Raw genomic sequence first — 12,097 nt, forward strand, 5'->3', positions numbered from 1 at the left:
CCCAACCCGGTGTCGAGGGCGGCCTTGTCGTAGCTGAAGGTCTCCAGATCCACCAGGCGCCGGAGGTCACCGACCATGTCGGGCAGGCTGCGTTCGGCGGCCGAGGCCAGGTCCGCTGCCACTGTCTTGCTCAAGTCGTCTCTCTCCAGAAGAAGGAAGGGTCGGTCAACGCACGCCCGCGCCCGGGCCCAGCGGGATCCCGAGGGCCCACCAGCCGAGGAAGAGCAGGGTCCACCCGACCAGGACCGTGATGCTGATCGGCAGGGTGAGCGAGATCAGCGTCCCGATGCCGGCGTCCTTGCGGTAGCGCTGCAGGAAACCCAGGGCCATGACGAAGTAGGGGCTCATGGGGCTGATGACGTTCGTGCTGGAATCGGCGATGCGGTAGATCGCCTGGGTGGTCTCCGGCGGCACGTCCAGGAGCATGAACATCGGTACGAAGATCGGCGCGATGAGGGTCCACTGCGCGGAACCACTGGTGATGAGGACGTTCATCAGGCACGCGAACAGGATCATGCCCAGGAAGAGCACGACGGGGTGCACACCCGCCGCTTCGAGCAACTCGGCGCCGCGGATGGCGACGATCTCGCCGATCCCGGTCCAGCCGAAGTAGGCGAGGAACTGCGAGGCGGCGAAGAACAGCACGATCACGGGCGTCAGGTCGCGCACGCCGACGGCCATCGCCTCGGGCACCTCCTGTGCCCGGGCGATGCTCCCGACGGTGCGTCCGTACACAACACCCGCCACCAGGAACAGGATCCCCAGGATATAGGCGATCCCGGTGATCACGGGGGAGCCCAGGACGGTGCCGGCCTCCCCGCGCAGCGGCGAACCTGCCGGGGCCAGCGCCGCCGCGAAGACGGCGATGAAGACCAGCACGACCACCCCGGAGTTGATCAGCCCCCGGCGTTCGCCGGCGGTGAGCGCCATGGAACCCAGCTGCTCGTGTGTGTCGTCCTCGTTGTCGTGGTCCTCCCCCAAGCTGTCGGTGCGCCTGCTCAGGACGTACTCGGTCACGAGGGTGATCAGAGCGGCGAGTACGAGCGCGGAGACGAAGGTGAAGAAGTAGTTGTCCAGCGCGGTGACCGTGTGATCGGCGTCGATGATGCCGGCGGCCTCGGTGGTCAGCGCGGACAGGAGCGCGTCGGTGGGTGTGATGAGCAGGGACGCGTTGTATCCGGCGGAGGCCGACGTGAAGGCCACGACCAGTCCCAGGATCGGGCTGCGTCCGGCGGCCTTGAAGAGCAGGGCGCCGAGCGGGATGAGCACGACGTAGGCGGCGTCGGAAGCGACACTGGCGGTGACACCGGTCAGTGCGACGGCGAACGTCAACCACTGGGCCGGTACGCGGGTCACGCTGCCCCGCAGCATCGCGTTGAGCATGCCGCTCTGTTCGGCGACCGAGACACCCAACATGACGACGATGATGATCGCCAGGGGCGGGAAGGCCGCGAAGTTGTCCACCGCGTCACCGAAGATGACCTGCATACCCTCGGCGGACAACAGGCTCTCGACCTCGATGCGTTCGCCGTCGGGGGACTCGGCGGACACACCCAAGGCGTTGAGCCCGGCGCTGAGCAAGATCACGAGCCCGGCCATGATCGTGAACAGCCAGAACGGGTGCGGCAGTTTGTTCCCGGCCCGTTCGATCACTTGTAGGGACCCCAGGAGCATACGCATGGGCAGCCTGGGGCGCGTGGCATCGGATGTGGTCACGCGTCACTCCTTGCGTTCGGCTGGACAGGGGGTCACCGCTCCGCGGTCCTCCACATTGCATGTGGACGGATGTGACGTGTCAACCACTGCCCTGGAGCGGGCGTATCTCCCGCAAAGGACCGTCTTCCCGCCCGGTCAGCCGTGCCCCAGATCGGCGTGCATGCGCCTCAACCGGGGGCCGAAACCACCGCGGATCGCCATCGCCGCGGCCAGGTCCCCCGCCGGCCCGAACCCCGTGCTGAACTCCACGACGTCGGTGTGGCGGGGGGGGGCGGGNCGGTGTGGCGGGTGCCGCCGTGGTGCGGCTCGACCAGGTGGGTGTGCCGCCAGAACCGGAACGGGCCCCGCACCTGGCGGTCGGTGAAGGCCCGTCCCTCCTCGAAGGCGTCGATGACCGCGATCCAGCGCACCGGGTACAGACCCGCGGCGCCCCAGCGGAGCTCCAGGGTCTCCCCCGGGGCGAACCGCTCGGGCCAGGACACCGCCTCCACGCCCGGGGGCATCGCGTTCTCGAACCCCTCCCGGCTCACCTCCAGGGCGAAGACGTCCTCCGGAGGGGCCGCGAAGTCCTCCACGACCCGCAGCGTGGTGGTGCGCTTCGGCCGTCGAACGGTCCACGGCCGCCGGCCCTCGCCTGCCTCGTTTTCCATGTGCTGCCTCCTCTCCCCCGCCGATCCGCTCGAACCCGCGTTGCCGGCACCGGAGGCCCGCACCCGGACACGGACGCGCCCCCGCCCGAGCTCAAGAACCGTCCTCGGGCCGGGGCGCGGTCATGTCCCCGGGGCGACCCGGCGATCAGTGGACCTGTCGCCGAGCCGATGGATCAGTTCCCGCCCTTGTCGACGAGGGTGAGCACGTCGTAGGTCGCGACGGGTTCGTTCTCGGTATTGGTCACCACGGCGTCCCAGCGCACCTCGCCGTAGTCGGCGTTGGTGCGCGGCGTGATCTGCTTGGCGGTCAGCGTCACCTTGATGGTCTCGCCCTCCTTGACGGGGGTGAGGAACCGTAGGTGGTCCACACCGAAGTTGGCCAGTACCGGGCCCGGCGCCGGGTCCACGAACAGCCCGGCCGCGATCGAGACCACCAGGTACCCGTGGGCGACGATCCCGCCGAACAGCGGGTTGGCGGCCGCGGCCTCCTCGTCGGTGTGGGCGTAGAACGTGTCGCCGGTGAACTCGGCGAAGTGGTCGATGTCGGCGCGCGAGACGGTGCGCTCGGCCGAGGAGATCGTGTCACCGATCCGCAACTGCGACAGGTCCTTGCGGAACGGGTGCACCTCACCGACGTCGCGGCGCGAGCCCGTGGTCCAGTGCCCGGTGATCGAGGTGAGCACGTCGGGTGTGCCCTGCACGGCGGTGCGCTGCATGTGGTGCTTGACGCCGCGCACGCCGCCCAGCTCCTCGCCGCCGCCGGCGCGGCCGGGGCCGCCGTGCACCAGGACCGGCATCGGGGAACCGTGGCCGGTGGACTCCTTGGCGTCGTCGCGGTTGAGCACCAGGATGCGGCCGTGCCACGGAGCGGCGCCCAGGACGATCTCGCGGGCGGTGTCCTCGTCGCGGGTGACGAGTGAACCCACCAGGGAACCTCGTCCGCGGGCAGCCAGCTCGACCGCCTCGCCCACCGAGGAGTAGGCGATCACGGTGCTGACGGGGCCGAAGGGCTCCACGTCGTGGGGTTCCTGCGCGCCCGGGCGGGCCCGCAACAGGAGCGGTGAGACGAACGCGCCGGACTCGGCGTCGGCGTCACCGTGCACCTCGACGGTGTCGGGGTCGCCGAAGACCAGGTCGCTGGAGGCCCGCAGGGCCTTGACCGATGCGCGCAGCCGGTCGCGCTGCTCGAGTGCGGCCAGCGGCCCCATCCTGGCCTCGGGGTCGTCGGCGGCACCCACCACGACCTTGGACAGCCGTTCGCTCAGCGCCTCGGTGACGGCCTCGGCCATGGCCTCGGGGACCAGGACCCGGCGGATCGCGGTGCACTTCTGGCCGGCCTTGACCGTCATCTCCGTGACGACCTGCTTGACGAAGAGGTCGAACTCGGGGTCCTCCACGGCCACGTCCGGGCCGAGGATCGAGCAGTTGAGGGAGTCGGCCTCGACGTTGAGCTGCACACCGCCGTCGACGACGTTCGGGTGGCCGCGCAGGATCGTCCCGGTGGCCGCCGACCCGGTGAAGCCCAGGATGTCCTGCGGGCCCAGGTTCTCCACCAGGCCTTCGTGGGTGCCGGTGAGGAGCTGGAGGGAACCCTCGGGCATGAGGCCGGACTCGATGATGCGCCTGAAGACGGCGACCGTGAGGTAGGCGGCCTGGTCGGCGGGTTTGACGATGCTGGGCAGGCCCGCGAGGAAGGCCGGGGCGAGTTTCTCGAGCATGCCCCACACGGGGAAGTTGAACGCGTTGATCTGCACGGCCACACCCGGGCGGGAGGTGTACACGTGCTGGGCGGCGAACGTGCCCTCCTTGCCGAGGGGCTCGAGACCGCCGTCGAGGATCACGGTGGAGTTGGGCAGTTCGCGCCGGCCCTTGCTGGAGAGGCTGAAGAGGGTGCCGAACCCGCCGTCGACGTCCACGGCGGTGTCGCGCTTGTTGGCGCCGGTGCGGTGGGAGAGGGCGTAGAACTCTTCCTTGTGCTCCATGAGGTGCTTGGCGACCTCTTTGAGGATGTTGGCGCGCTGGTGGAAGGTGAGGGCGCGCACGGCCGGGCCGCCGACCTCGCGGGCGTGGGTGATCATCGCGGCCGGGTCGGGCCCCCGGGCGGAGATGCGCGCGACGGTCTCGCCGGTGTTCGCGTCCGCCAGGGGTGTGCCTTCGTCCGTGGGGGTGAACCAGGACCCCTGTGCGTAGCTCTCCAGTACTTCGGACACGTGCAGGTCCTCTCCTCGGGCAGTGGAACTTCCGGTACCGTATTACAGAACGATCGGTCAGTAAATGGGGTCCAGGTGCGTAAACCCATGCTCACCTGGGCTTTTGTAGTCATGCCCCGGAGTCGTGGCCGTGCATCTGCCGGGTACTCGCCCCGAACCCTGCGAGGGCCGCTCAGCGGGTCAGCGCGAGGGCCTCCGCGCCCGGCAGCTCGGTCAGCAGCTTCCCCGGAACCAGGAGCTTGGACCGGCGCAGCCCGCTGCCCACGACCACCTCGGGCTCGGCGGCCACGGCCTCGTCCACGAGTACCGGCCACCCCTCGGGCAACCCGAACGGGGTGATACCGCCGTACTCCATGCCGGTCCTTCCCGTCGTTTCGTCCATCGGCGCGAACGAGGCCTTGCGGGCACCCGTATGGCGGCGGATCGTCCCATTGACGTCGGCACGGTCGGTCGCCAGGACCATGCACGCGGCGTAGGAGGTCTCACCGCCGCGCTTGGTCGCGACCACGACACAGTTCGCGCTGGTGCCCAGGGGCAGGCCGTAGTGCTCACAGAACTGTGCGGTGTCGGCCAGGTCCGGGTCGATCTCGGCGACCTGCGCCTCGCTCATGCCCCGGACGGCGGCGAGCACGGGCTCGGCCAGGAGATCGGGGCGGTCGTCGGCGCGCTGCCAGGTGAGTGTGCCCGTCATCGGGTTCCCTTCCGTCGAGGTGGTCCACGGACACAGCGTAATGAGAACCCCGGGGGCGCTGTGGGTGCGGGCGTCCCAGGCCCCGATCTCCCGTGGGTCCTTGTCCCATCCGCGGTCGGAGATGTGTCCATATTTGGCCTGATGGGAGATGATCCGTCCGGTCGTGTCCCCGTACAATTCGGTCCATGTCCAACCCCTCCCCCGAGCCCCTCTCCGGAAGTACGCTGCACGAGCGTTACGTTCTCGGTCGGCGCGTGCGCAGCGATGCCTCGGGGACGGGTTACACCGCCCACGACCTGGCCACCGAGCGCACGGTCATGGTCACGGTCCTGCACCCCCGGCTCGAGGAGGACCAGGGGTCCGTCGACGCCTTCCGCGAACGCGCCGAGGCCCTCAGTGCCGTCTCCGGCCCCGGGCTGGCCGACACGCTCGGCCACGGCCGCGACGGCGACCACGTCTACAGCGTCACCGAGTTCGCATCCGGCGAGACCCTCACCGACGTCCTCCACCGGCCCGACCAGGAGCTGCGCTACTCCCCCGCCACCGCACTGTCCGTGGTCGCCGACGTCCTCCAGGGACTCGCCGCCATGCACCGGGCCGGTCTGCCCCACGGCGCCATCAGCACCGACGAGATCGTGCTCGACGACGACGGCCGGGTCCGCCTCACCGGGTTCTCGCTGTTCTCCGGGGCCGCCCCCGACGAAGAACCCGGCACCCGCGCCGACGTGCACGACATGGGCGTGGTCCTGTACACACTCATGACCGGCGGCGCACCGAAGGACGACACCCGGCCCCTGCGGACCTCCACCGCCGTCCCCGAGATCCCGCCGGACCTCGACAGGCTGGTCGCCGACGCGACCGAGCCCGACCCCCGCCACCGCCCCCGCGACGCCGGCCAGTACCTGGCCATGGTCGACCAGGTGCTGCGGAGCCTGCCCAGCGACTACGGGAACCGTGAGGCCGAGGACACCCGGCCCATCCCCGTGGTCACACCATCGGAGGAGGAAGAGGCGGACCGCGCGGGCGCCGTGCCCTTCTGCAAACGCGTGCCCGTCCTGGTCGCCGCCGGCGTGCTCGTCCTGGCGTTGTTCGCCGGCGGATGGGCGTTCTTGGGCGGCAGCAGCACCGAACTCCCGGACCTGCTCGGCTCCGACCCGGAGGAGGCCGAGGCGGAACTGGCCGCGCTCGACCTCGACCTCGACGTGAGCCTCGGCGAGGCCTACAGCGAGGACATCGATCCGGGAAGCGTCGCCGAGACCACCCCCGGACCCGGCGCCGAAGTGGCGGAGGGCGGCGAGGTCGTCCTCCACGTGTCCGAAGGGCCCCAGCACGTCGCCGTGCCCGATGTGGTCGGCAGCAGCGAGGAGGACGCCCGCTCCACCCTGCGGGAGGCCGGTCTCGGGGGGATCGACGCGGTGAAGGAGGACTCGAGCGACCACGCCCCCGGCACCGTGCTGTCCACCGAACCGGAGGCCGGCGCGGAGGCCGACCGTGAGGAAGCGATCACCCTCACCGTCAGTGAGGGGATCATCGTCCCCGAGCTCGCCGGGATGCCCCAGGGCGAGGCCGGTGAAGCGCTCGACGGACTGAACCTCAGTGCGGAGGTCGTCCGAGGACACCACGACACCGTCCCCGAGGGCCAGGTCATCGGCCAGACCCCCGAACCCGGATCGATCCTGGCGGAAGAAGGCGTCGTCACCATCACCGTTTCCGCTGGCCCGGAGCCCGAGGACGACGCCGCTTCCGAGGACGAGGGCGGTCAGGACGGGAACCAGGAAGAAAGCGGCCAGGGCGACGGCGGCGGCGGAGAGTGCGGCGGCGTCGCCGCTTGGGGACCCGAATCCACCTACAGCAGCGGCGACCGTGTGCACTTCCAGGGCAGCGTCTACCAGGCCCAGAGGGAGATCCGGGCGGTCCCGCCGATCGTCGCCGACCAGTGGGGCGTGTGGGAAGAGGTCGGCAGCTGCTGACCCGTCCCCGCGGCCGAGCGGCGAGGGCCTCCGCGTCCCGGCCGGCCGGCTCCCGGAGCACATGTTCCCCGACAGAGTCCCCCCGGGAGTCACGCGCCCGGTGCGCTGTCCGGCAACCGCCGCTTGACCACCTTTCCCGTCGCGTTGCGCGGCAGTTCCGGCAGGAGGACCACGTCCCGGGGCACCGAGTACCGGCCCAACTCCGCGCGCACCTGCATGCGCACCGCGTTCGGGTCCACGACCGCGCCGTCGTGCGGGACGACGTAGGCCGCGAACCGCTGCCCGAACTCCTCATCGGGCACGCCCTTGACCACGACCTCCCGGACCCCCGGCATCGCGACGACGGCCTCCTCCACCGGACGGGGGAACACGTTCTCACCGCCGGAGACGACCATGTCGTCGTCCCGGCCCGCCACGTGCAACAACCCGTACCCGTCCACATGGCCGCGGTCGCCGGTCTCCATCAGGCCCCGCTGCGTCTTCTTGCTCCTGCCGTTCGTGTACCCGTCGAACAGCATGTCGTTCCCGACGAAGATCGACCCCTCGCTCCCGTTGGGCAGTTCGTTGCCGTCGGGGCCCAGGATCGCCACCCGGGTCCCCAACGGGGGCCGGCCGGCCGTCGTCGGGGCCTTGCGCATGTCCTGCGGCCCCGCGATCGTCGCCCACGAGACCTCCGTCGAGCCGTACAGGTTGTACAGCACGTCCCCGAAGGTGTCCATGAAACCGGTGATCAACTGCGGGCTCATCGCCGAACCACTGCACGCCACGACCCGCAGCGACGAGGTGTCGTACTTCTCCCGCACCGACCGCGGCAGGTCCATGATCCGTCGCAGCATCACCGGAACCGCGAACAACGCCGTGCACCGTTGCTCCTGAACGGTGCGCAGCACGTCCTCGGGCTCGAACAGCCGGCGCGTCACCAACGTCGCCCGCATCGACATCCCCAGCTGCACCCCGGCCAACCCCCACGTGTGGAAGATCGGCGCGGAGACGAGGATCCGGTCCGAGGACCGCAGCGGGATCCGTGACAGCACCGAGGCCGCGTCCTGCGGCCCCTTCGGCGTGGGACGCCGCGCTCCCTTGGGTGCCCCGGTCGTCCCCGAGGTCAGGACCACCAACCGCCCCGGCCGTGCCGGGGGCGCCGGCTCCTCCTCCTGTACCTCGGCGGGCCGCCACGGAACCTTCGGCCCCGGTGAGGCCGGCTCGCCCCAGGCCGTGAACCGCGGTACCTCCGACGGCAGGCCGGAGCAGACCTCCTCGAACTCTGCGTCGGCGATCAGCGCGCCCACCTCGTTGTCCGCGGCCGCCGCGGTGATCTGTGCGGCGGCGAGCCCGGTGTTCAGCAGGACCACGTCGGCGCCCAGACGCCCGCACGCGATCATGGCTTGCACGAAACCGCTGTGGTTGCGGCACAGGAGACCGACGCGGGTACCCTCCCGGACCCCGGATCGCCACAGGTCGCGGGCGAGCTGCCGCCCGCGCACGTTCATGTCGGCGAAGGTCGAGGAACCGTCCTCGTCGATGACCGCCACGGACCCGGGGGTGCGTTCGTTCGCGGCCGCGTAGCCGCCCGCGATGGTCGGCCCCCACGCCTTCAGGGCCTTGAGCTGGCGGGCGATCCTGTCCGGACGCCCGGGGGAGAGCACCCCCGCACGGACCAGGATCCGCACCGTCTCGAAGGTCTGGCGCAAGGGGGAGGAGATGGGCGTGCTTCCGGCGTCTGCTGCCATGGTGTCTCCGAAGGGGACGGGGACGGGGCGAAGCGGTCCGTGCCCTCCGGGGAGCCTTCGCCTCGTGACTCCGCGGAGTACTGCGACCGTAGGTGAGGGGCCCACGGGGTTTCTGCGGTCCGAGGTGAGCCGCTACCAGCGCGTAGTTGTCACCCGAACACACATGTCTGTCACCTCCGCGCCTGTGGAGAACGTGTGGGGCACCGCCCGTACGGCGGGGCCGCCGCACGCGGGCGACGGCCCCTGGTTCTCATCGGGTCGGCCGCACCTCACTGGTGCGGGGCGCCCGGGTCACGGGCCGACAGTGATGGGGGTGTCCGGGGCATCGGCGTTGACCACCGTGTACGAGGCGGCGAACCCGGCCTCCGAGTCGTCGGGGCACGCGATGCCGCCCTCGATCTCGACCGGGGCCGTGGTGTCGAACGCGAGTGTGGAGGCCGTGTCCCCGTTGGCCCACGTTCCTTCGATGCCGACCGGGGCATCGGGGCTGACCGTGGCGGTGCAGGAGGACAACCCGCTGGTGGTCACCACGATCCCGGCCGCAGGGACGTGCATCGTGCCGACCGAGGTCTCGCCGTGCTGCATCGACATGTCCCAGACCGCGTCGGCGACATCGACCTCGACGTCCACCAGGGGCACGTCGGTCTCGCAGTCCTCGAAACCGGGAGCGTTGATCGGGCCGCCGACGGCACCCTCCGGGTTGTGGTTGTCGGGCTCTTCCGGCACCAGGTTGTTTCCGTCGCCGGGACCGGTCTCCGACACCGTGCACGTCACCGTCATCGGGCCGGCCTCGAAGACCGCCTCCCCCTCGAGGGACGCGGAGAACGCGGCACCGGCGGGTTCGACGGTGGTGGATCCCTGCTGGGCGGCGACAGCAGAACCACCCCAGGCGAGGGCGAGCACGCCCGCGCCGGCCAGGGCCAGGACGGGACGGGTGACTGATCGGGGGAACGACATGGAACCTCCTTGCGAGTAACGGCCGGAACGCGCACAGGAGTGCGGCGTGGCCCGGCATCGAGCGGGGGGAGTACGCGCCGAGTAGGTCACCGTGGTTTTCCGATGGGCCGACCGGTGGGAGGCACGAGCGGTCGCGCACCTCCTACCGGAAGCGGGGTGGGCCCGTCCTCGGCCGGGAACGGAGGCCGGATCAGTTCCCGGCCTGCTGCGAGGCCGACGGGGGAAGGAGCTCCGTCGGGGCGTCGTCCGACACGTCCTCCTTCCCGGCGTCGGGGCCGGGATCGTGGGGATCGTCGTCATGGGTATGCCGTCCACGCCTGTGTCGCCGACGGCTGCGCGGGGGCCGGGCCACGGGACGCCAAGCGAAGGCGAGCCCTCCGCCGATCAGTGTGAACAGCGAACCGATGACGAGGCCGCCGAGATTGGACAGCACGAGCGCTCCCAGGGCGATGAACCCGGCCAGGGAGCCGGTGATCATGTGCTGGCCGGGCGTGAACCACGTGATCAGACCCAGGACGATGAGCATCCCGGAAAACAGGAACGTGGAGACGGCACCGACGCCGAGCTGCAGGGCGAGCTCAACGGGGAGCCGCGCCACCACGACCATCTCGACACCGCCGGCGATCATGAGGAGACCACCTGCGAAGGGACGTCTCTTACGCCAGCGGGACCAGGCGGCCCACGGTCTGTTCAGAAGCACTCGTCGTCCCCGAGACCGACACCGAGGCTGAGGTTGTTGAGCCGGAATATGCCGGCCGAGGCGCCCCACGCCGTCTGTTCGAGGTCTTCGACGTGGATCGTTTCGGACTGCATGCCGAACAGGTCGTTGTGCCCCTGACCTGAGCCGAAGCCGTCCGGTCCCTCGTCGAGGGTGGAGGCGTCACGGCCGATCTCCATCGTCTCGAACTCGGCGTTGCCGTCCATCTGCTCCATGTCGATGACCAGGTCGGAGGCCTCGACCGGGGTACCGGCGTCGCCGGCGGTCAGCATCAACGAGATGTCCCCGACGAAGGGGAACTCCGTGGTCAGGACCGACTGGCAGAGGTTGTGGATCTCGGCCTCGCGGATACCGGCGACCGCGACCGGAACGGCTTCATCCCGTACGGTCGCGTCGATCCACCCGAACTGTGCGAAGCCTTCACCGGACATTTCGTCGGCGGAGATCTTGAACTGCTGGCTGGATACGGAGAAGGACGCGGCCAGGGCGCCGTTGGCCATACCCACGAGAAGGGCGCCGACGGCGACGCCGGCCGGGGCGGCGAAGAGCGCGAACCGTTTCCAACTGGTGTGGCTCTCCGGTATCTCCTCAGAGCTGAGGGCCCCGTCGGAGGCCCGGGGGGATGTGCTGTCCATGCGTGTCCTTCCGTGGAGGCACGGCCGCGCTGCGCTCGTACCCCTGGTGCGGGGACGCGGCCTGGGGGATGTCCGTGCGGCGGGGAGCACCGGACCGGCTTTCCGTCCTGCATGCACATCATCGATCGGCCTCGGCAGCTTTTCAAGGGTGTTTCTCTGACTTTTCTCGGACTTATCGACTTGCCTGGAGAAATGTGGAATATGTGCCTGCGATCAGCTCATGACCTGCATGCATGCCGATAGAAAGTTGCTTGGAAGGGGGAGGCAGAGAAGTTTTCCCGGTCAGCAGGGAGAACCGTGGGTGTTCTGCAGCAGGGAGCTTCCTTTCTTGTCACGGACGTGAGTCGAGAGCCGGCCACAATTCCTCACTCGGGTGAGGAGTCAGGTGTGCCCAGTCATGTGAGGGGTTCGGTCCCGGAGCACATGCACGGTGTCGGGCCTCCTTCGGGCGGGCCTCGGTGGGGCGTGCGTGAAGCATGTGGTTCATGAGAGCGGGGGGAAGGCCGAGAGGGGAGCGGTCCGGTGCCGCCCGGGTTTTCGCGCCCTGCACGGGGCCGGGGTGCCAACCCTCGCGCGCACGCGCGAAAAGAGGGCCGAATCGCCTGCAGGGCGGGCCTTTCTCGTGTGAGCGGGGGCACAGGGTCCTGGTTTGCTCCGGTCCCGGGCGGGGGGTAGTGTTTCTCGAGTCGCCACGGAGCGGGCGTGCGGAACGAACATCGGGCCGCTGCCGACCGTCGGACGGACACCTCTTCTTCGGAACTTGGTTCGAGCACTGCTCGGGACATGTAAACTCGAAGAGTTGCTCACCGAAACCCACCGG

8 protein-coding genes are annotated in these 12,097 nt (G+C 69.9%); 1 reads left to right on the forward strand and 7 read right to left on the reverse strand.

Annotated elements, in window-relative coordinates; genetic code table 11:
• Nucleotides 1-165: 165 nt before the first annotated feature.
• The 3 genes from D473_RS0112865 to D473_RS0112880 form a co-directional block, all read right to left on the reverse strand.
• Nucleotides 166-1,680, reverse strand: a complete 1,515-nt coding sequence (locus D473_RS0112865; protein WP_017609477.1) for an AbgT family transporter — start codon at nucleotides 1,678-1,680, stop codon at nucleotides 166-168.
• A gap of 859 nt (nucleotides 1,681-2,539) precedes the next feature.
• Nucleotides 2,540-4,576: a phenylacetic acid degradation bifunctional protein PaaZ gene (paaZ, locus tag D473_RS0112875; RefSeq protein WP_017609478.1), complete on the reverse strand. Its 2,037-nt coding sequence runs from the start codon at nucleotides 4,574-4,576 to the stop codon at nucleotides 2,540-2,542.
• Between the two features lie 172 nt (nucleotides 4,577-4,748).
• On the reverse strand, nucleotides 4,749-5,267 hold the full coding sequence (locus tag D473_RS0112880) for a YbaK/EbsC family protein (protein WP_026126891.1): 519 nt from the start codon (nucleotides 5,265-5,267) through the stop codon (nucleotides 4,749-4,751).
• 185 nt (nucleotides 5,268-5,452) lie between these two features.
• Between D473_RS0112880 and D473_RS0112885 the strand changes: the two genes are divergently transcribed.
• Nucleotides 5,453-7,237, forward strand: a complete 1,785-nt coding sequence (locus tag D473_RS0112885) for a PASTA domain-containing protein (RefSeq protein ID WP_017609480.1) — start codon at nucleotides 5,453-5,455, stop codon at nucleotides 7,235-7,237.
• 89 nt (nucleotides 7,238-7,326) lie between these two features.
• Here D473_RS0112885 and D473_RS0112890 read toward each other — a convergent pair whose 3' ends face one another.
• The 4 genes from D473_RS0112890 to D473_RS0112905 all read right to left on the reverse strand — a co-directional run bounded on the left by D473_RS0112890 (nucleotide 7,327) and on the right by D473_RS0112905 (nucleotide 11,277).
• Nucleotides 7,327-8,967 (reverse strand): AMP-binding protein, encoded by a 1,641-nt coding sequence (locus tag D473_RS0112890; RefSeq protein WP_017609481.1) that lies wholly within the window; start codon nucleotides 8,965-8,967, stop codon nucleotides 7,327-7,329.
• 291 nt (nucleotides 8,968-9,258) lie between these two features.
• Nucleotides 9,259-9,924: a hypothetical protein gene (locus D473_RS0112895; RefSeq protein WP_017609482.1), complete on the reverse strand. Its 666-nt coding sequence runs from the start codon at nucleotides 9,922-9,924 to the stop codon at nucleotides 9,259-9,261.
• 190 nt (nucleotides 9,925-10,114) lie between these two features.
• Nucleotides 10,115-10,552: a DUF6114 domain-containing protein gene (locus D473_RS0112900; RefSeq protein WP_017609483.1), complete on the reverse strand. Its 438-nt coding sequence runs from the start codon at nucleotides 10,550-10,552 to the stop codon at nucleotides 10,115-10,117.
• Nucleotides 10,553-10,614: 62 nt separating this feature from the next.
• Nucleotides 10,615-11,277 (reverse strand): DUF6230 family protein, encoded by a 663-nt coding sequence (locus tag D473_RS0112905; RefSeq protein WP_017609484.1) that lies wholly within the window; start codon nucleotides 11,275-11,277, stop codon nucleotides 10,615-10,617.
• Nucleotides 11,278-12,097 lie beyond the last annotated feature (820 nt).

Origin of the sequence: Nocardiopsis xinjiangensis YIM 90004, assembly GCF_000341145.1 — a bacterium.
GTDB classification, from domain to species: Bacteria; Actinomycetota; Actinomycetes; order Streptosporangiales; family Streptosporangiaceae; genus Nocardiopsis; species Nocardiopsis xinjiangensis.

Excerpts from the sequence above, each read along its gene's own strand:
- D473_RS0112885 (WP_017609480.1), top strand. The coding sequence starts at position 5,453 with ATGTCCAACCCCTCCCCCGAGCCCCTCTCCGGAAGTACGCTGCACGAG.
- D473_RS0112880 (WP_026126891.1), bottom strand. The coding sequence starts at position 5,267 with ATGACGGGCACACTCACCTGGCAGCGCGCCGACGACCGCCCCGATCTC.
- D473_RS0112900 (WP_017609483.1), bottom strand. The coding sequence starts at position 10,552 with ATGATCGCCGGCGGTGTCGAGATGGTCGTGGTGGCGCGGCTCCCCGTT.
- D473_RS0112905 (WP_017609484.1), bottom strand. The coding sequence starts at position 11,277 with ATGGACAGCACATCCCCCCGGGCCTCCGACGGGGCCCTCAGCTCTGAG.
- D473_RS0112890 (WP_017609481.1), bottom strand. The coding sequence starts at position 8,967 with ATGGCAGCAGACGCCGGAAGCACGCCCATCTCCTCCCCCTTGCGCCAG.
- D473_RS0112895 (WP_017609482.1), bottom strand. The coding sequence starts at position 9,924 with ATGTCGTTCCCCCGATCAGTCACCCGTCCCGTCCTGGCCCTGGCCGGC.
- D473_RS0112865 (WP_017609477.1), bottom strand. The coding sequence starts at position 1,680 with ATGCGTATGCTCCTGGGGTCCCTACAAGTGATCGAACGGGCCGGGAAC.